We start from the raw sequence: 19,695 nt of genomic DNA on the forward strand, positions 1-19,695 counted from the left end.
GCCTTAGGTTAACCGATTGTTAATAAGTAAGGAAAGGGGGATCCCATCGGATCCCCCAAAGCGTCCTGGCTATAACCACGCCGGTCGGTGTTGATCGCAGAAGCACAATACCCGAGCCACGCCGAGGCTGGCCCGTTGGCGTAGACGCCAAAGCATCAGGTAGAGGTAGGGCACCAGCAGCAAGCTGGTTAGCGTCGAGAAGGCCAGCCCCCCGATGATGGCGATGGCCATGGGCGTGTAACTTGGGCCGCCACCGGCCAAGCGGGTTTCCCATAACGCGAGGGGGAGCAGCCCCAGAATGGTGGTGGCGACCGTCATCAGAACTGGGCGCAGGCGGGATACCGCCGCATCGATGATGGCGCTGCGCAGCCGATCCAGCGCTGGCTCGCGCTGATTGATCTGATCCACCAGCACGATGCCGTTATTGACCACCACACCCATCAACACCAAGATCCCGATCATCCCCATGATGGAGAGCATGTTGCCGGTGAGCAGGAAGCTCCAGAAGACGCCGGTGATGGAGAACAGGATGGAGCTGATCACCGCTGTGGGTAATAGCAAGGATTCAAACAGCGCTGCCATTACGATGTAGATCATGGCGACGGCCAACAGCATGTTGGTGGCCATCAGTGCTTGGCTTTCATCCTGATACTGAAAGCCGCCGCCAAAGCTGTAGCGATAGCCCTCGGGCAGACGGATGGTGTCCATTAGGGCGGTGATCTCCTGGCGCAGCTCATCCATATCTCGCTCGGTGACATTGGCACCGATGGCCACCGCGGTTTGTCGTCCTTCATGTCGGATCTCGTCCAACCGTGGCTGCTGGGTCAAGCTGGCAACCTGCTTCAGGGTGATGATCTTGCCATCGATCCGGCCCAGCGGCAGTTGCTGCAAATGCGCCAACGATTGACGCCAGTGAGGTTGCCACTGCAGTCTGAGCTGGATCTCGCCATTGGGATCGTGCCGGTAGGAGCGCAGGCTTTGACCGCGCAGCGCGGTTGCGACGGTTTGGGCGGTCTGGGCCAGATCCAGCCCCAGCCGGTTGAGGCGCTCGCGGTCAAACTGCAGCAACAACTCCTGCTCCCCCCCATCCACATCGGAGCGGACATCGCTCAGCCCCTCTATTCGGCTTAATAATGGCTGCAATTGCTCGGCCAGCTCCAGCAAAACCTCGGTTGAACGCCCGTGCAGGAACAGCCGCATGCCGGTTTCGTCGCTGCCCTGCCAGCCAAAGACCGGCTTGGCGTGGGTATAGACTGGGAACCCGGCCGCGATGCGCTCTTTGAGCTGTGGCAGTGCACGCGGCACGTCATCGCGCAGCAAGAGCGTGGTTTGCAGGTTATCGGCGGAGAAATAGCTGTAGACGGACTCGATGCCAAATTCGGCCTGATGGGCATAGAGGTAGGCTTCCATCTGATCGATCATCCCTTCGGTGATCTGCAGACTGTGGCGGCCCTCAAGCTGATAATTGATGAAGAGTCGATTGGGATCGCCTTCGTCATCGTCGCCACTGGTGACTTGAGACATGGGGATCGCCGTGCTGGCTAGGATCAAAATCGCCACCAAACCGGTGATCTTGGGGTGATCCAACACCCTGGCCAGGGTACGGCGGTAGCGCGGGGCTTGCACCTGAGCCTGGGTTTGACCCAAATGACCAAATCGAAACAGCAGCAAGGGCAGCAAGGTACGGGAGATCACCAGACTGATGGTCAGTGAGATACAGATGGCAATGGCGACGTGTTCGAGAAACACCGTGAGCTGGACTTTGACGCCGAAGATGTTGGGCAGGAAGACGATGGCGGTGGTGATGGTCCCGGCCATCACCGCGAGGGCAACCTTGTCGACGCCGGTGCTGACGGCTTTGGCTCGATCACTGGGATCTTGCTGCAGCACGCTCTCCGACACCACCACCGAGTTGTCGATCAACATGCCGACGGCCAGCAGCAGACCCATCATCGACAAGATATTGAGGCTGTAACCCAGCAGGTACATCAGGGCCAACGTAATGATGAGGGACAGGGGCACGGAGATCACGATGATGGCAGTGGTCAGAGGGTTGCGGATAAACAGGAACAAAACGGCAAAGGACAACAACGCCCCGATCCCACCGGCGCTGGCCAGATCCTTCAGTGAGGCTTTCACCCCAGCGGCTTGATCATCCATGACAAACAGCTCAATGCCATCAAATTGCGGATTGCTGCGGATCTGCTCCACCAATTGCAGTACCCGATCCGCCACGGTCACCAGATTGGCACCGGAGCTTTTGAACACGTCCAGGCCGACCGCATAGGTTCGATCCAAGTGGCGCCCCTCCACCATCTCCGGTCGTTGATAGTCGATCTCGGCCAGATCGCCGAGGCGCAGGCCGGGTTTGATGGTCAGCGCGCGGATCGCCTCCAGCGAGCGGTATTCTCCCTGCTGTGATACCTGCCAGATCTGCTGGCCGGTGCGCAGGGTGCCCGCGGAGCTGACAAAGTTCTGTGCCTGCAGCAGTTGGCTTAAGGCATGGTGCTCGATCCCGGCACTGAGCAGGCGCTCAGGCAGCAGCCGGATCTGGATCTCTTGCGGCTCGACGCCATACAGATTGACCCGCGAGATCCCCGGCAACCGCTCGATGGGCTGCTTGAGTTGTTTATCGAGCAGATCCCACGCTCCCGCCAGATCCCGCTGGGAGGACAGACGCAGTGTGAGCAGAGGCATGTCGGCAGTCGAGAACTGCCAGATCAGCACGCGCTCGACGTCCTCTGGCAGCAGATGGCGCACGGCATCGATCCGCTCTCGCACCTCGACCACCTTACTGCCAATGGGTTGATCCCAGTCGAAATCCAGCCGGATCCAGGACTCGGTCTGGCTTGAGCCTGAGCGCATCCGTTTGACCCCACTCAGGGTCGCCAGCGATTCCTCCAGCACGTTGGTGATCTCCCGTTCCACCTCCTGCGGCGAGCCGCCCTGATAGGGCACCTGCACGGTGATCTCTGGCATCTCCAGTCCAGGCCACATCTCCAGCGGCAGCAGCCGGGTTGCGACTAACCCCAGCAGGGTTAGCGCCAGAAACGCCATCATCACGGTCACCGGGCGGCGCAGTGCGGCCTGGGTCAGGCCGGTTGACTTGGGTTGATCATGCTTGGCCATCGGACACCTCCGTGGTCATGGCGTGGCGTTCGCCCAGCGCGTAGAGCACGGGTACCACCACCAGAGTCAGCAGGGTGGCAACGGCGAGGCCGAAGATCACGGTGATCGCCATCGGCGCCCGCAGCTCGGCCCCTTCCCCCAGCCCCAGCAACATCGGCAGCAGGCCCAGCGCCGTGGTGAGGGTGGTCATCAGGATCGGCCGCAGCCGATTGGCCGCGGCCTGCTCGATGGCCGTGATCGTACTCAGGCCCTGCTGACGCAGTTGATTGATGCGGTCGACCAGGACAATGGCGTTGTTCACGACGATCCCGCACAGCATGATCAGGCCGACAAAGACCAGCACCGACAATGGCGTGACGGTCAGCCACAGGCCATAAATACTGCCCGCCAGCGCCATGGGAATGGCAGCAAGGATCATGAGCGGCTGTTTGAAGGACTCAAACTGGCTGGCCATGACGATGTAAACCAGGAACACAGCAAGGGCCAGGGCGATCTTGAGCGAGCGGCTGGACTGCTCCATCTCCTCATTCTGGCCGCCGAAGATCAGCGTCATGCCGGCGGGCAGGGTCAGTTTTGCCAACAGCGAGCGAGCGGCGTCGACCCCCTCACTCAGGCTGCCTTGGGTCAGTCCGGCGCTGATCACCGCGACCCGTTGCTGGGCGATACGGGTGATCGCTGCGGGGCCGACGGACTGCTCGATGGTGGCCACGGCAGAGAGCGAGATAGGTCGATCCGAGCCGGGATTGACGATCAGTGCGCCGATGTCTTCCACTCTATCTCGGGCGCGCTCGTCGGCTCGAACCCGAATGTCGATCTTGCGGTCATTCAGGGTATAGCGACTGGCGACGGAGCCGCCCACTAAGGTGGCGATGTGACCGGCCACCTCCGGCGCGGTCAGGCCGAGCGCTGCCAGGCGGGCATGATCAAACTGGATTGCCAGCTCCGGCTGGCCATCGCGCAGGCTGTTGGTGATATCGCTAAAGCGGGGATCCTGCGCCAGCGTCGCCACGATCTGCGTGCTGGCGTGCTTGAGCTGGTCGAGATCAAAGCCGGTGAGTTCGATCGCCAGGGGTTGCTTGAAGGAGAGGAGTTGCGGTTGTTTCAGCTCGGCTTCCAGATCGGGCACACGGCTGGCCGTGTGGCGCAGCAAGGCCATCACCTCGGGCTGGGCCGAAGGATCGGACAGCACCACCTGTAACCGGCCCCAGTTTTCCCCACTGCGGTTTGAGGCCGAAGACATCAGCGCCGCGCTGCCGGCTTGAGAGTAGGCGTGGCGTACGCCGGGGGCGGTTAGCACCGCGTGTGCCAGATGGGCCAGAACCCGATCCGTATGGGCGACATCGGTGCCCGGCGGCATCTGGATCTCGAGATAAAACTCACCTTGATTCATCGGTGGGATCAACTCCATGCCCAATCTCGGGGTTTGGTAGGCCGCCAACGCCGTTAGGCCGACGGCCAGGAGCAGGGTTAGGGCTTTTTGACGCAGTGCCAGCGTGAGCAGGTGTGGGTAGAACCAGGCCAGCGCTGCATACAGGCGGTTGAAGCCCCACAGCAACGGCGCAAATACCAAGCCAGCGATACGGGACAGCATACGACCTAGGTAGATCAATGCGGTCAGCAGCGCGGCCGGCAGCCACTGTAGCACCAGCACAAAGGGAAAGGAGACCAGGGTGATCCCATGTTGACCCCATCGTCCTCGGCGAGTGGTTGCGGTTGGACGGCGGGTTTTCGCCACCGGGCTTGGCCAGCGCCAGCCGCTGCGACCTGCCAGCATTGGGATGGCGGTTAAAGCGATGAGGAGGGACGCCACTAGGGCGAAGGTGACGGTGAGGGCCTGATCGCCAAACAGCGCACCAGCAACGCCCTCCACAAACAGTAGCGGCACAAAGACCGCCAGGGTGGTCAGGGTCGAGGCGGTGATCGCTCCGGCCACTTCCCGAGTACCGAGTTCAGCCGCTTCGGCCCGGCTGCGTTGGCCGGTGTCGTTTCGGTCGATGTTTTCCAGCACGACGATGGCGTTATCCACCAGCAGGCCAACGGCCAGGGCGATCCCACCCAGTGACATTAGGTTGAGGCTGATCCCGGCAAAATACATCAGATTGAAGGTGGCGATCACCGAGACCGGGATGGAGAGAGAGATGATCAGAGTCGGGCGCAGCTTGCGTAAAAACAGGAAGATCACCAGCATGGCCAGCAGCGCCCCGATCAGTGCGGCCGAGGTGACCTCGTCGATCGCCCCCTGGATAAATTGGGATTGGTCGTACAACAGCTCGATAGGGCGGCTGTCCGGCTGCTCGGCCAATTGGGCCAGGCGACGTTTGACCGCCTGCGCGACCGTCACGGCGTTGGCATCGCCCTCTTTGTAGATCGCCAGCTCGACCGCATCGACGCCATCGACCCGGGAGATATCGGTGCGCTCGGCGTAGCTGTCTTGAACCTGAGCCACGTCCCGCAAACGGATCTGCCGGTCGGCGTCGCGATAGACGATCACATTGGCCAGCTCCTCGATGCTGTTGAACTGATTCAAGGTCCGCACCAATAGCTCCTGAGTGCCCTGAGTCAGCTTGCCGGCGGACAGATTGATGTTTTCAGCCCCGATCCGCTCGACCAACTGCTCGGGCTTGAGCGCCAACTGCGCCAGCTTCTCTTGATCCAGCAGGATCTGCACCTCGCGCACTAAGCCGCCAGAGGGGCGAACCGAGGCGACGCCACTGACGGATTCCAGCTGGCGTTTGAGATCTTCGTCCGCCCAGCTGCGCAGGGCGATCAGGCTGGCCTCATCGCTGTCCGTTGCCTGGACGCCGAGGCGAAGGATCGGATCCAGGTTGGGGTTAAATCGCAGGATAATGGGTTTATCGACGTCCAGTGGCAGCCAGATGGCATCGAGCTTTTCTCGCACCTCCAGCGCCGCCAGATCCATCGGGGTGCCCCACTCAAACTCCAGCTGCAGATCCGACAAGCCTGCGCGGGAGGTGGAGGTCATCCGGCGTAACCCCTTGACGATCCCGACCGACTCCTCGATAGGCTTGGAGATCAGCTGCTCCACCTCGATGGGCGCCGCCCCCGGATAGAGCGTGCGAATGGTCAAGGTGGGATAGTTCATGTCCGGCAGCAGGGTGACGGACAGGCGGGAGAAGCCCACCATACCAAACAGCAGCAGGGTGAGGATCCCCATCCAAACGGTCACGGGCCGTTTGATGGCGGTCTGGATCAGTTTCATCGGGCGATCCTTAGCGCTTGGCGGCCAGTTGCAGGCTTTCGATCACTTCCACCGTCGCGTCATCACGTAACTGATGATGACCGCGTACGACGACCTGTTCGCCCAACGCCAATCCGGACAGGATCTCGACCCGATCGCCATCGCTGTAGCCCAGCTCAACGCTGCGGCTGCTGGCCTTGCCGTCATGGATCACAAACACCGAATGGCCCAGATCCTGGCGGATCACGGCGATGCGTGGCAGCACTAAGGTATTGTCGTGGGTGTCAAAGCGCAGTCGGGTACGGCTGAACATGCCCGCTTTTAATCGATGGGCGCTGTTATCGACCAAGAGGGTGATTTTAACCGTGCCGGTATCGGGATCGACCGTAGGGGCGATCCGTAAGATCTTGGCCTGGATCGTCTCGTCGACGCCACTGAGTTGCAGTTGCGCATGCTGGCCAGGGTGTACCTTGCTCAGCTCCTGCTCCGGCAGGTGCAGGATCCCATGCAGCGGGTGCTGTTGTACCACCTGAAACAGCGGGGTGTATTCGGTGGCCATATTGCCATTTTTGACCAAGCGCTTGGCGATGATCCCGTCGATCGGCGCGGTGATCTTGCTGTAATGCACCTGAAGCTGGGCGAGATCCCGTTCGGCCAGCGCGGCTTCTCGGCGATATTTTAATTTGGCCAGCGTCTCTTGGCTGACCAGTTGCTTATTGGCGATGGCGTTGAGCCGGTGCAGCTCCTGCTCGATCACGTCCAGCTCCGCTTGCGCCTTCGCTAGATTCAGTTGATAGCGTCTGGCGTCGATGGAAGCCAGCCTTTGGCCCGCTTTGACCTGATCGCCTTCCTCGACCTCAATGGCGCCGATGATCCCCGTCACGCGACTTACGACCTCGGCCGCTTCGGGTGCCTCCAGCACGGCGGTGGTGTGGTAATACTCAGAGACCGAATCTTGCATCACGGGCTGGGTTTCCACCGGAATGCTGGCGACGGCCGGCTCATCTTCCGTTTGCGGCGTATCTTGTGCGGCAGGGGGCTGACCACAGGCGGTGAGCACCAGCAGGCATGCCCAGGGGGCGAGTCGCTTCAGTTCCATCTTACGTTCCCTACGTTTTTTATCATGACCTGTCAGTTAAGCCACATTCGTGCCAGAGTTCATATGTCCTTTAAATTCAAAATTTTGACCTCGAATACTGGCAATTTGTTAAGCGTGGTTGGTGAAATGTTAGCAAAAACGACAAAAGGATAGTCAGAAGCGCGACTCTGAGCTGGCAGCAGGAGGGAAAAGGTGTAGTTAGAGACAAAAAACGCCAGCCCGAAGGCTGGCGTTGGTTAGGCGATCGGCGCAGGGATCAGCGTTGATTGCCCGGTAGGTAGTCGCGTAGGGGCGCACCGGTGTAGAGCTGACGTGGGCGGCCGATCTTATGCCCAGGCTGGCTCAACATCTCCTGCCAGTGTGAAACCCAACCGACGGTTCGGGACAGGGCGAAGATCACCGTGAACATCGAGGTCGGAATGCCGATGGCTTTCATGATGATACCGGAGTAGAAATCGACGTTGGGGTAGAGCTTCTTGCTGATGAAGTACTCATCAGACAAGGCAATGCGCTCCAACTCCATGGCGACATCCAGCAGCGGATCTTGGATATCCAGCTCGGCCAAGACCTCATGGCAGGTTTCTCGCATTACCGTGGCGCGAGGATCGAAGTTCTTGTACACGCGGTGGCCAAAGCCCATCAGCCGGAACGGATCGTCCTTATCCTTGGCTCGGGCAACAAACTCAGGGATGCGATCGACGCTGCCGATCTCCTCAAGCATGTTCAGGCAGGCCTCGTTGGCACCACCGTGCGCAGGCCCCCAAAGTGACGCAACCCCAGCCGAGATACAGGCAAACGGGTTGGCGCCGGAGGAGCCCGCCAACCGTACGGTCGAGGTGGAGGCGTTTTGCTCGTGATCGGCGTGGAGAATGAAGATCCGATCCATCGCGCGCTCAACCACCGGGTTGACCACATACTCTTCGCAGGGCACAGAGAACATCATGCTCAGGAAGTTACCGGCAAAGGACAGCTCATTGCGGGGGTACACAAACGGCTGGCCTTGATTGTACTTGTAGGCCATCGCTGCCAACGTTGGCATCTTGGAGATGAGACGGATCGCCGCGATCTCACGGTGGCGCTCGTCGTTGACGTCGGTTGAGTCATGATAAAACGCGGACAAAGCGCCCACGGCCCCACAGAGGATGGCCATTGGGTGGGCATCCCGCCGGAAGCCGCGGTAAAAATTCACGAGCTGCTCATGCACCATGGTATGGCGGGTGATCAGATCCTTAAATTCTTGCATCTGCTGATCATTTGGTAACTCGCCTTTCAGCAGTACATAGCAGACCTCCAGATAGCTCGATTGTGTCGCGAGCTGATCGATCGGATAGCCTCGATGCAACAGGATCCCCTTGTCACCATCAATGAAGGTGATCTCTGACTCACACGAGGCGGTGGCCAAGAAGCCGGGATCGAAGGTGAAGTGATCGTGCTTGCCCAGGCTACTGATGTCGATGACATCGTGGCCTGCAGAGCCGGACTTGATCGGGAGCTCAATGGTCTCCCGACCGGGGATCTGAAGCTTGGCAACGTGGTCACCCATAGCTGGTTCTCCTTACTTCTATTTATCGTTATCCATAATGTCACGCCCGCCATTCTAAGTGACGCAGGTCACAAAAGGCAATTCGCATCACTTGTCATCGAAAGTGCATACATATGAGGCTTATTCGAGTGACCTCTGTTCGGACTAGTTAATTTTAAATGGTCGCCCTGTCTCAGAATGGCAAAAAATGTGATGTTTGTATTTGTTTTGGGTCGGTGTATACTGGCCGCGACCCTCCGGGAGAGGCTAATCGCTGGTGGATTTAAGTGACTGCCAGGACTTAGTAAAGGTAAGACTAAAGTGGACCATTAGTCGTCGAAGGAGGGGCCTGAGCGGTGGCAGTAAAGTCTGTTTTTTATCGGGACAGGGTGGTGTCGCTGTCAGGAGGACAAAACGATAACTATTTGCTCAATGGAGCTGAGTGAGCAGAACGTGAACAAGCAAAGACCTGTCTATCTGGATCTTCAACAGATCCAATTCCCCGCGACGGCGATCGCGTCGATTTTGCATCGGGTATCCGGTGTGATCCTCTTCGTGTCTCTAGCTGTCCTACTGTGGCTTTTCGCCACTTCACTGGAATCCGCGGCTGGGTTTCAAACCGTAACCGATCTGCTCAATTCCCTGTTCGCCAAACTGGTGTTCTGGGGGATCTTGACGGCCATGGCCTATCACCTGTGTGGCGGCATTCGTCATCTGCTGATGGATCTAGGGTATTTCGAAGACTCAATGGAAAGCGGCAATAACTCGGCTCGGGTCGCTTTCGCCCTGACCGCAGTGCTCTCTGTCTTAGCGGGGATCTGGTTATGGTAAAGAATGCAGCCACGATAGGGCGCAGCGGCGTCCATGACTTTGTCCTGATCCGCGCCAGCGCGTTGGTGATGGCCAGCTACCTCTTGTTCCTAGTGGGTTACTTGGTGGCGAACCCCGGCTTGGATTACGCCACTTGGCAGAGCTTATTTTCCGGTACCTGTGTGAAGGTGTATACCTTGCTGGCCTTGCTGGCGGTATTGATCCACGGCTGGGTCGGACTGTGGCAGGTGATCACCGACTACATCAAATCCAGTGGCTTACGGGCCACCTTACTGTTGACGGTTAACCTGGTTCTGTTGGCCTATTTTGCGGTCGGTGTTGTGATCCTGTGGGGTGTGTAAGTGAGTATTCCAGTAAAAGAATTTGATGCCATCGTGATCGGCGCTGGCGGTGCGGGAATGCGCGCCGCGTTGCAGATCTCAAAGGAAGGCAAAAGTTGTGCCTTGCTGTCCAAGGTGTTCCCAACCCGGTCTCATACCGTCTCCGCCCAAGGCGGCATTACGGTTGCGCTGGGCAATTCCCATCCGGATAACTGGGAATGGCATATGTACGACACGGTCAAGGGCTCCGATTACATCGGCGATCAGGACGCGATCGAATACATGTGCAACACCGGACCCGAAGCGATCACCGAGCTGGAGAACATGGGCCTGCCCTTCTCGCGTTTTGAGGACGGCTCTGTGTACCAGCGTCCCTTCGGTGGTCAGTCCAAGAATTTTGGTGGCGAGCAGGCCGCGCGCACCGCGGCGGCGGCGGATCGAACCGGTCACGCTTTGCTGCACTGCCTCTACCAGCAGAACGTCAAGAACAAGACCGAGGTGTATTCCGAATGGTATGCGCTGGATCTGGTGAAAAATGACGAGGGTGCCGTCGTCGGCTGTACCGCCATCGACATTGAGAGCGGTGAGATCGTTTACTTCAAAGCGAAAGCCACCGTATTGGCAACCGGCGGTGCCGGACGGATCTACGCCTCCACCACCAACGCACACATCAATACCGGCGACGGTGTCGGCATGGCGCTGCGTGCCGGGGTTCCGGTACAGGACATGGAGATGTGGCAGTTCCACCCAACCGGCATTGCCGGCGCTGGGGTACTGGTGACCGAAGGCTGCCGGGGTGAAGGCGGCTACCTACTCAATAAAGACGGCGAACGCTTTATGGAGCGTTACGCACCGAATGCGAAAGATCTGGCCGGCCGGGACGTGGTGGCGCGCTCCATTATGACCGAGATCCGCGAAGGTCGTGGCTGCGATGGTCCCTGGGGTCCACACGCTAAGCTCAAGCTTGACCATCTGGGCAAAGAGGTACTGGAGTCCCGCTTGCCGGGTATCTGTGAACTGTCCCGTACCTTTGCTCACGTCGATCCTGTGGTCGAGCCCATCCCGGTGATCCCAACCTGCCATTACATGATGGGCGGGATCCCAACCAAGGTCACCGGTCAGGTGATCGATGCTGACGAGCAGCCAGTCAAAGGCTTGCTGGCGGTGGGTGAGATCGCTTGCGTCTCCGTACACGGTGCCAACCGCTTGGGCGGCAACTCGCTGCTGGATCTGGTGGTATTTGGTCGGGCAGCTGGCATGCACCTAGGGGCAACCCTGGATGAGCAGGGCACACCTAAGCCTGCGACTCAGGCAAACATCGATGCAGCAATGGCCCGATTCAATCGTTGGGAAGTCAGCAAAGAGGGCGACGGTGAAGATCCGGTGCAGATCCGCAAGGATCTGCAGCAGTGCATGCAGCTGAACTTCTCCGTTTTCCGCCAAGGCGAGGCCATGGCCGAAGGCTTGGAGGAGCTGAAGACGATCCAAGCAAGGCTGCAAAACGCCAAACTGACGGACACCTCCAAGTCGTTTAATACCCAGCGGATAGAGTGCCTTGAGCTGGATAACTTGATGGAAACGGCGGTGGCCACGGCCATGGCGGCCAATTTCCGAACCGAAAGCCGTGGTGCCCACTCGCGTGAAGACTTCACCGAGCGGGACGACGACAACTGGCTGTGCCACAGCCTGTATGATCCGAACACCGGCGAGATGAGCACCCGTGACGTCAACATGACGCCGTCGTTGCGTGAAGCCTTTCCACCCAAAGTTCGGACTTACTAAGGAGGGCCCAGAGCATGAAACTGGACGTTTCAATCTATCGATACAATCCGGAAAGCGACGATCGGCCCCGGACTCAGGATTACACCTTAGAGTTGCCAGAAGGCTCGGACGTGATGGTGTTGGATGTGCTGATCTTGCTCAAAGAGCAGGATCCCAGCCTCTCTTTCCGCCGTTCATGCCGGGAAGGGGTCTGTGGCTCTGACGGTCTGAATATGAATGGCAAAAATGGCTTGGCCTGTATCACGCCGATCTCCACCTTCAAGGGCAAGAAACTGGTGCTGCGCCCGCTGCCTGGTATGCCGGTGGTGCGCGATCTGGTGGTCGATTTAAGCCAGTTCTACACCCAGTACGAGAAGGTGAAGCCGTATCTGATCAACGACGGCAAGACCCCGGCGGGGGAAAACAAACAATCCCCTGAGCAACGGGAGAAGCTCGATGGCTTGTATGAGTGCATCCTGTGCGCCTGCTGCTCGACCTCCTGTCCGTCGTTCTGGTGGAACCCGGACAAGTTCATTGGCCCGGCTGGCTTGCTGCACGCCTACCGGTTCTTGGTCGACAGCCGGGATACGGCAACAGAAGAGCGTCTGAGTGATCTTGATGATGCCTTTAGTGTGTTCCGCTGCCACGGCATCATGAATTGTGTGAATGTCTGTCCGAAAGGACTGAACCCCACCAAAGCGATCGGCCACATCAAGTCCATGCTGCTCAGTCGCGCCGTCTAACGGCGCGATGAACCGCAACACTGCAGCAAGATGAAAGGCCACGCTTTGTTACCAAAGGGCGTGGCTTTTCTATATATTGTTCAGCAAGTTACTTAAATCAAGTGCGCTGACTGAGCGAATTGAGTGAAAGGAACAAGAATGCAACGGGATTCTCTTAAGGCCTGGCAGGCGAGCTCCCATTTTGCCGGAGCGAATGCCGCCTATATCGAAGAGCTGTACGAGGCCTATCTGGACGATCCAGGTGCGGTTGCCGAGCAGTGGCAGCAAGTGTTTGCTGGCTTGCCGGTGAATGGCACGGTCTCCGACGTCGGCCACACCCGGATCCGGGAATATTTCCGCGAAACGGCGCTGGACAGTAACCGCTCGAAAACGACCACGGTCGATCCGGAGTTGTCGGAGAAGCAGGTTCGGGTACTTCAGCTGATCAACGCCTATCGCTTTCGGGGCCATCAAGCCGCCAAGCTTGATCCCCTCGAGCTGTGGCAGCGCGAGCCGGTGGCGGAGCTGGATCCAAATCACCACGGCTTGACCAGCGACGATCTCAATCGAGAGTTTAACACCGGCTCTTATGCCTATGGCGGCGAAACCATGCCGCTGGGCAGCTTGGTGGACAGCCTGAAGCAAACCTACTGCGGCCACATTGGCGCGGAATACATGCACATCATCTCCACCGAGGAGAAACGCTGGATCCAGCAGCGGCTGGAATCGGTGCTGGGGCAGCCACAGCTCGATGCCGAGGGCAAGCAGCGGATCCTTAACGGGCTGAACGCAGCGGAAGGGCTGGAAAAGTATCTGGGCGCCAAGTTCCCGGGGGCCAAGCGTTTCTCGCTCGAAGGCGGCGATGCGATGATCCCCATGATGCGGGAGTTGATCTACCGTGCGGGCGATCAAGGCGCCAAAGAGGTCGTGGTGGGCATGGCGCACCGGGGCCGCCTCAACATGTTGGTCAATATCTTGGGCAAGAAACCCGGGGATCTGTTTGATGAGTTTGCCGGCAAGCACGATGAGGTCTTGGGCTCAGGGGATGTGAAGTATCACCAAGGGTTCTCGTCCGATTTTGCCACGCCGGGCGGCAACGTCCATTTGGCGTTGGCTTTTAACCCGTCGCATCTGGAGATCGTCGCCCCCGTGGTCATGGGCTCGGTGCGGGCGCGGATGGATCGGCGCCATTGCCAGACCGGCAAACTGGTTATGCCCATTACCATCCACGGTGACTCGGCCATTGCCGGTCAGGGCGTGGTGCAGGAAACCCTCAACATGTCGCAGACCCGCGGCTTCCAAGTGGGCGGGGCGATCCGACTGGTGATCAATAACCAAGTGGGCTTTACCACCTCCAATCCGCAGGATACCCGCTCAACCGAGTACTGCACCGACATCGCCAAAATGCTGCAAGCGCCGGTATTTCATGTCAACGCGGACGATCCAGAAGCGGTCGCATTGGTGGCTCAGCTGGCGGTGGATTACCGCTACGAGTTTGGCCGCGATGTGTTTATTGATCTTATCTGCTATCGCCGCCACGGCCACAACGAAGCGGATGAGCCCAATGCGACTCAGCCGCTGATGTATCAGAAGATCAAAAAGCACCCGACGCCACGTAAGATCTACGCCGATCGGCTGATCGAGCAAGGGGTCATGACCGCGGAGCAGGTGACCGAGCAGATCAACACCTATCGGGATCAACTGGATCATGGCGATTGCGTGGTGCCCGAGTGGCGCACCATGGCCGAACACTCGGTCGATTGGACCCCGTTTCTGGGCCACGACTGGAACTCCGACTGGGACAGCAGCGTCGCGGTCGACAAGCTGCAGGAGTTGGGTCAGGCCCTGACCGACGTACCAGCATCGCATCCGGTGCAATCCCGTGTTGCCAAGATCTACAAGGATCGGGAAGCGATGATCAGTGGCGACAAGCCGCTGGATTGGGGCATGGCGGAAACCTTGGCCTACGCCACTTTGTTGGACAAGGGCTACCGGGTTCGCTTGACCGGCCAGGACTCCGGCCGAGGCACCTTCTTCCATCGCCACGCCGTGCTGCACAATCAGGACAATGCGACCACCTACATGCCGCTGCGTCACTTGAGTGAGACGCAGGGGCCGATCGAGATCCACGATTCGGTGTTGTCGGAGGCCGCCGTACTGGCGTTTGAGTATGGTTATGCCACCGCAGAGCCATCAGGATTGACCATGTGGGAGGCGCAGTTCGGTGACTTTGCCAACGGCGCTCAGGTGGTGATCGATCAATTCCTTAGCTCCGGCGAGCAGAAATGGGGCCGCCTGTGTGGGCTGACCCTGTTGCTGCCTCACGGCTACGAAGGGCAAGGTCCGGAGCACAGCTCGGCGCGGTTGGAGCGCTTCCTGCAGCTGTGCGCCAATCACAACATGCAGGTATGTGTGCCGACCACCCCCGCACAGGTGTATCACATGATCCGTCGTCAGACCGTGCGGCCGATGCGTCGGCCACTGGTGGTGATGAGTCCGAAATCCTTGCTGCGTCACCCGTTGGCGGTCAGCAGCCTGGATGAATTGGCTAATGGCACCTTCCAGAATGTCATCGGCGAAGTCGATGAGTTGGCGCCAAGTGGGATCGAGCGCGTGGTGTTCTGCTCTGGCAAGGTGTATTTCGAACTGCTAGAGAAGCGCCGCCGCGAAGGGGTGACCAACGTCGCCTTGATCCGCATCGAGCAGCTCTACCCCTTCCCGGCCGAGGAGATGGCGCACGTGCTGACGGAGTATCAGCATGTGACCGACTTCGTCTGGTGTCAGGAAGAGCCGCAGAATCAGGGGGCCTGGTACTGCAGTCAACACCATTTCTGGCAGGCGATCCCAGCGGGTGCAGGGTTAACCTACGCCGGACGCGAAGCCTCTGCAGCGCCTGCAGTGGGCTATGTCTCGCTGCATAACAGTCAGCAACAAGCGTTGATCAACGACGCGCTCAACCTGAAATAAGAACAAACAAGGATAGATTGAACCATGAGCATCGAAATTAAGGTTCCCGTACTGCCCGAGTCAGTCGCCGATGCCACGATCGCCACGTGGCACGTTCAGCCAGGTGAAGCGGTAAGTCGTGATCAAGTGTTGGTGGACATTGAAACCGACAAAGTGGTGCTAGAGGTTCCGGCACCGGAAGACGGTCAGCTTGGCGAGATCCTCAACACCGAAGGCGAAACCGTCTTGGGTGAGCAGGTGATCGCCAGCTTCATTGCCGGTGCCAAAGCCGGCCAGGAAGTCACCAAGGCGCAAGCGGAAACGCCGGAGGCGCCGGTCGTTGAAGCGGGTCATGAGGCACTGAGCCCGTCGGTACGCCGATTGGTGGCGGAGCACGATATTGACGTCAGCCAACTTAAAGGCACAGGCGCTGGTGGTCGCATCAGCAAAGAGGATGTCGAAGCCTTCATCGCCAATAAAGGCGCGGCACCGGCAATACAGTCCAAGGCGCCGCCTGCGCCCGCCCCTGAGCTGGGTGAGCGGACGGAAAAGCGCGTGCCGATGACCCGTCTGCGTAAACGCATTGCTGAGCGGCTGTTGGATGCCAAGAACTCGACGGCGATGTTGACCACCTTTAACGAGGTGAACATGGCGCCGATCATGACCCTGCGTAAGCAGTACAAAGACATCTTCGAGAAGCGTCATGACATTCGCTTAGGCTTTATGTCCTTCTACGTCAAAGCCGTGGTCGAAGCGTTGAAGCGTTATCCAGAAGTCAACGCCTCTTTGGACGGTGACGATGTGGTCTATCACAATTACTTTGATATCAGCATCGCGGTATCGACGCCACGGGGGTTGGTGACGCCGGTTCTGCGTGATGCGGATAAGCTGTCGGTGGCCGAGATCGAAAAGGGCATTAAAGAGCTGGCGGTTAAGGGTCAAAATGGCAAACTGACAGTCGAAGAGCTGACCGGCGGTAACTTCACCATTACCAACGGCGGCGTGTTTGGCTCCTTGATGTCCACGCCCATCATCAACCCGCCGCAAAGCGCGATCCTGGGGATGCACGCCATCAAGGAACGGCCCATGGCCGTGAATGGTCAGGTGGAGATCCAGCCGATGATGTATCTGGCCCTGTCGTACGATCACCGCATCGTTGATGGCCGTGAGTCGGTGGGCTTTTTGGTGACCATTAAAGAGTTGCTGGAAGATCCGACCCGTTTGCTGTTGGATATCTGATTTTTCTCGCGGGGCGCGGCAACGTGCCCCTGATAAAATGGCGTCTCGGCTGAGGCGCCGGAAGGACGCAAGAAGTAATACGGATTAATAAACATGAATCTGCACGAGTATCAGGCTAAGCAGATCTTCGCTGAGTACGGCTTGCCCGTATCCGAAGGTTTTGCGTGCGACACCCCGCAAGAAGCGGCCGAAGCGGCCAGCAAGATCGGTGGCGACAAGTGGGTCGTTAAATGTCAGGTCCACGCCGGTGGCCGTGGTAAAGCCGGCGGCGTCAAGTTGGCCTCCAGCAAAGAAGAGATCCGCGAGTTTGCTCAGAGCTGGTTGGGCAAAAACCTGGTGACCTACCAGACCGACGCCAATGGCCAGCCGGTGACCAAGATCTTGGTGGAAGAGTGTACCGACATCGCCAAGGAACTCTACCTGGGCGCCGTGGTCGATCGTGGCAGCCAGCGGGTGGTATTTATGGCCTCCACCGAAGGGGGCGTCGAAATTGAAAAAGTGGCGGAAGAGACCCCGGAATTGATCCACAAAGCGGCGATCGATCCGCTGGTGGGCCCGCAGACCTATCAGGGCCGTGAGCTGGCCTTCAAGCTGGGCTTGAAGGGCGATCAGATCAAGCAGTTCACCAAGATCTTTATGGGTTTGGGTCAGATGTTCCTGGACCTGGATTTTGCGCTGCTGGAGATCAACCCACTGGTGATCACCGAGCAGGGCGATCTGCACTGCCTGGACGGCAAGATCAACATCGACTCTAACGCCCTGTATCGTCAGAAAACCGTGCGCGAAATGCACGATCCCTCCCAGGAAGATGAGCGTGAAATGCACGCCGCGCAATGGGAGCTGAACTACGTCGCACTGGATGGCAACATCGGTTGCATGGTCAACGGCGCGGGCCTGGCCATGGGCACCATGGACATCGTTAACCTGCATGGCGGCAGCCCGGCCAACTTCCTCGATGTGGGTGGCGGCGCGACCAAAGAGCGGGTGACCGAAGCGTTTAAAATCATCCTGTCCGACGACAACGTCAAAGCGGTGCTGGTCAATATCTTCGGCGGTATCGTTCGCTGTGATCTTATCGCCGAAGGCGTGATCGGCGCAGTGGAAGAGGTGGGCGTGAAGGTGCCTGTCGTCGTGCGCTTGGAAGGCAACAACGCCGAGCTGGGCAGCAAAGTCTTGGCTGAATCTGGCCTCAATATCATTGCAGCCACCAGCCTGACGGATGCGGCAGTACAAGTAGTCAAAGCAGCGGAGGCCCAATAATGAGCGTTTTGTTGACCAAGGATACCAAGGTTATCTGTCAGGGTTTCACTGGCGGGCAGGGCACGTTCCACTCTGAGCAAGCGCTGGAGTACGGCACCCAGATGGTCGGTGGGGTTTCGCCGGGCAAAGGCGGCACCACCCACCTGGGTCTGCCGGTGTTTAACACCGTGCGTGAAGCGGTTGAAGTGACCGGCGCGACCGCCTCGGTGATCTACGTACCTGCGCCGTTCTGCAAGGACGCCATCTTAGAAGCGATCGACGCCGGTATTGAGTTGATCGTCACCATTACCGAAGGCATTCCAACCTTGGACATGCTGGATGTGAAGGTGAAGCTGGACCAAGCGGGCGTGCGCATGATCGGACCCAACTGCCCAGGGGTTATCACCCCGGGTGAGTCCAAGATCGGGATCATGCCAGGTCACATCCATAAGCCGGGTAAGGTGGGCATTGTGTCCCGCTCCGGTACCCTGACCTATGAAGCGGTTAAGCAGACCACGGATGAGGGTTTCGGCCAGTCCACCTGTGTCGGTATTGGGGGCGATCCGATCCCGGGCTCCAACTTCATCGATATCCTGGAGATGTTCCAGAACGATCCGCAGACCGAAGCGATCGTGATGATCGGGGAGATCGGTGGCACTGCCGAAGAGGAAGCGGCGGCCTACATCAAGGCCAACGTCACCAAGCCAGTGGTTTCTTACATCGCCGGGGTCACCGCCCCTGCAGGCAAGCGCATGGGCCACGCTGGCGCCATCATTGCTGGCGGTAAAGGCACGGCGGACGAGAAGTTCGCCGCGCTGGAAGACGCCGGCGTGCGCACCGTGCGCTCCCTGGCCGATATCGGCGGCGCACTGCGGGACATCACCGGCTGGTAAGCTTTATCGGTGTTACCGTTGCACGAATGACAGCCCACCTTCCTGTGGGCTGTTTTTTCATCTCTTGCTGATGACAGCGGTGATCGAGTCAGCCGTCGTGTTGCTGCTGTTTCGCCTATGTGACGCATAAATGATGCTATGAGCCTTGTGGTTCTTGCCCGGGAAATTGTGCGCTGAATTGGGCTATGTGCTCTCGCCATTGCCTCCGGCGCCAGCATGGGTACAATCGCCGGACTTGTTAGCGAAAAGGCGCCTTATGCGACATCTTCATTTTGCCACTCACCCCCGAGCCATTGCCGGTGGCAGCGAATTTCTGCGACCCTCAGTGCGGGCCATCATCTTGCGCGGGGAGCAGATCTTATTGATGTATACTGCGCGCTATGACGACTACAGCCTACCTGGTGGTGGCGTCGACGAAGGCGAAGCGTTGGAGCAGGCGCTGCGACGCGAGGTCGCCGAAGAAACCGGTGCGCGCGAACTGGTGATCACCGCGGAGTTTGGGCTCTACGAAGAGCTGCGCCCCTGGCACAAAGACGACTACGATAATGTGCGGATGCTGTCCTACTGCTATTTCGCCGAAGCGGCCGCTGAGTTGGGGTCGGCGCAGTTGGAGGATTACGAGCGGGCGAACGGCATGGAGGCGCGTTGGGTGTCACTGGCCGACGCCATTGCGCACAACGAGGCGGTCATCAGCCACAGCGAGCGGGCGGGCCTTTCCATCGTTCGTGAAACCTGGCTGCTGAACCATCTGCGTCAGCAGCTTCAGATCAGCCGGGTGGCCGTTGCTTGACGGCG

General features: G+C 58.9%; 13 protein-coding genes. 9 read left to right on the forward strand and 4 right to left on the reverse strand.

The window, feature by feature from the left end; translation table 11 throughout:
* Positions 1 to 69 precede the first annotated feature (69 nt).
* From ABEA08_RS19990 to ABEA08_RS20005, 4 genes are all read right to left on the reverse strand, one after another.
* Positions 70 to 3,129 carry an efflux RND transporter permease subunit gene (locus ABEA08_RS19990; RefSeq protein ID WP_345337189.1) on the reverse strand — a complete coding sequence of 1,020 codons (3,060 nt, stop codon included), beginning with the start codon at positions 3,127 to 3,129 and terminating at the stop codon, positions 70 to 72.
* Positions 3,116 to 6,349: an efflux RND transporter permease subunit gene (locus ABEA08_RS19995; protein WP_345337190.1), complete on the reverse strand. Its 3,234-nt coding sequence runs from the start codon at positions 6,347 to 6,349 to the stop codon at positions 3,116 to 3,118. Before ABEA08_RS19995 ends, ABEA08_RS19990 begins: the two co-directional genes overlap by 14 nt.
* Before the next feature lie 10 nt (positions 6,350 to 6,359).
* Complete coding sequence (locus tag ABEA08_RS20000; protein WP_345337191.1) at positions 6,360 to 7,427, reverse strand: efflux RND transporter periplasmic adaptor subunit; 1,068 nt, start codon at positions 7,425 to 7,427, stop codon at positions 6,360 to 6,362.
* Positions 7,428 to 7,683: 256 nt separating this feature from the next.
* A complete protein-coding gene (locus ABEA08_RS20005; RefSeq protein WP_345337192.1) occupies positions 7,684 to 8,970 on the reverse strand; it encodes a citrate synthase in 1,287 nt (428 codons plus the stop codon).
* Positions 8,971 to 9,381: 411 nt separating this feature from the next.
* On the opposite strand from ABEA08_RS20005, the gene sdhC reads away from it, so the two are divergent.
* The 9 genes from sdhC to ABEA08_RS20050 all read left to right on the forward strand — a co-directional run bounded on the left by sdhC (position 9,382) and on the right by ABEA08_RS20050 (position 19,690).
* Entirely contained in the window at positions 9,382 to 9,780 is a 399-nt protein-coding gene (gene sdhC / locus ABEA08_RS20010) for a succinate dehydrogenase cytochrome b556 subunit (RefSeq protein ID WP_345337193.1), read from the forward strand.
* The gene (gene sdhD / locus ABEA08_RS20015) at positions 9,774 to 10,121 is read left to right on the forward strand and encodes a succinate dehydrogenase, hydrophobic membrane anchor protein (protein ID WP_345337194.1); all 348 of its coding nucleotides are present in this window, start codon (positions 9,774 to 9,776) and stop codon (positions 10,119 to 10,121) included. Before sdhC ends, sdhD begins: the two co-directional genes overlap by 7 nt.
* A complete protein-coding gene (gene sdhA, locus ABEA08_RS20020) occupies positions 10,122 to 11,882 on the forward strand; it encodes a succinate dehydrogenase flavoprotein subunit (RefSeq protein ID WP_345337195.1) in 1,761 nt (586 codons plus the stop codon).
* Positions 11,883 to 11,896: 14 nt separating this feature from the next.
* The gene (locus ABEA08_RS20025; RefSeq protein WP_345337196.1) at positions 11,897 to 12,604 is read left to right on the forward strand and encodes a succinate dehydrogenase iron-sulfur subunit; all 708 of its coding nucleotides are present in this window, start codon (positions 11,897 to 11,899) and stop codon (positions 12,602 to 12,604) included.
* Between the two features lie 138 nt (positions 12,605 to 12,742).
* Complete coding sequence (gene sucA / locus ABEA08_RS20030) at positions 12,743 to 15,550, forward strand: 2-oxoglutarate dehydrogenase E1 component (protein ID WP_345337197.1); 2,808 nt, start codon at positions 12,743 to 12,745, stop codon at positions 15,548 to 15,550.
* A gap of 24 nt (positions 15,551 to 15,574) precedes the next feature.
* Positions 15,575 to 16,768: a 2-oxoglutarate dehydrogenase complex dihydrolipoyllysine-residue succinyltransferase gene (odhB, locus tag ABEA08_RS20035; RefSeq protein WP_345337198.1), complete on the forward strand. Its 1,194-nt coding sequence runs from the start codon at positions 15,575 to 15,577 to the stop codon at positions 16,766 to 16,768.
* A gap of 93 nt (positions 16,769 to 16,861) precedes the next feature.
* Entirely contained in the window at positions 16,862 to 18,028 is a 1,167-nt protein-coding gene (gene sucC / locus ABEA08_RS20040) for an ADP-forming succinate--CoA ligase subunit beta (RefSeq protein ID WP_345337199.1), read from the forward strand.
* Positions 18,028 to 18,900 (forward strand): succinate--CoA ligase subunit alpha, encoded by an 873-nt coding sequence (gene sucD, locus ABEA08_RS20045; RefSeq protein ID WP_345337200.1) that lies wholly within the window; start codon positions 18,028 to 18,030, stop codon positions 18,898 to 18,900. Before sucC ends, sucD begins: the two co-directional genes overlap by 1 nt.
* Before the next feature lie 256 nt (positions 18,901 to 19,156).
* Positions 19,157 to 19,690, forward strand: a complete 534-nt coding sequence (locus ABEA08_RS20050; RefSeq protein ID WP_345337201.1) for an NUDIX hydrolase — start codon at positions 19,157 to 19,159, stop codon at positions 19,688 to 19,690.
* Positions 19,691 to 19,695: the final 5 nt, after the last annotated feature.

The organism is Ferrimonas pelagia (assembly GCF_039543565.1).
GTDB lineage: Bacteria > Pseudomonadota > Gammaproteobacteria > Enterobacterales > Shewanellaceae > Ferrimonas > Ferrimonas pelagia.

Bases quoted from the DNA above. Each gene is read 5' to 3' on its own strand.
- ABEA08_RS20000 (WP_345337191.1), bottom strand. From the start codon at position 7,427: ATGGAACTGAAGCGACTCGCCCCCTGGGCATGCCTGCTGGTGCTCACC.
- sucD (WP_345337200.1), top strand. From the start codon at position 18,028: ATGAGCGTTTTGTTGACCAAGGATACCAAGGTTATCTGTCAGGGTTTC.
- odhB (WP_345337198.1), top strand. From the start codon at position 15,575: ATGAGCATCGAAATTAAGGTTCCCGTACTGCCCGAGTCAGTCGCCGAT.
- sucA (WP_345337197.1), top strand. From the start codon at position 12,743: ATGCAACGGGATTCTCTTAAGGCCTGGCAGGCGAGCTCCCATTTTGCC.
- ABEA08_RS20025 (WP_345337196.1), top strand. From the start codon at position 11,897: ATGAAACTGGACGTTTCAATCTATCGATACAATCCGGAAAGCGACGAT.
- ABEA08_RS20050 (WP_345337201.1), top strand. From the start codon at position 19,157: ATGCGACATCTTCATTTTGCCACTCACCCCCGAGCCATTGCCGGTGGC.
- sdhC (WP_345337193.1), top strand. From the start codon at position 9,382: ATGGAGCTGAGTGAGCAGAACGTGAACAAGCAAAGACCTGTCTATCTG.
- ABEA08_RS19995 (WP_345337190.1), bottom strand. From the start codon at position 6,349: ATGAAACTGATCCAGACCGCCATCAAACGGCCCGTGACCGTTTGGATG.
- ABEA08_RS19990 (WP_345337189.1), bottom strand. From the start codon at position 3,129: ATGGCCAAGCATGATCAACCCAAGTCAACCGGCCTGACCCAGGCCGCA.
- ABEA08_RS20005 (WP_345337192.1), bottom strand. From the start codon at position 8,970: ATGGGTGACCACGTTGCCAAGCTTCAGATCCCCGGTCGGGAGACCATT.
- sucC (WP_345337199.1), top strand. From the start codon at position 16,862: ATGAATCTGCACGAGTATCAGGCTAAGCAGATCTTCGCTGAGTACGGC.
- sdhD (WP_345337194.1), top strand. From the start codon at position 9,774: ATGGTAAAGAATGCAGCCACGATAGGGCGCAGCGGCGTCCATGACTTT.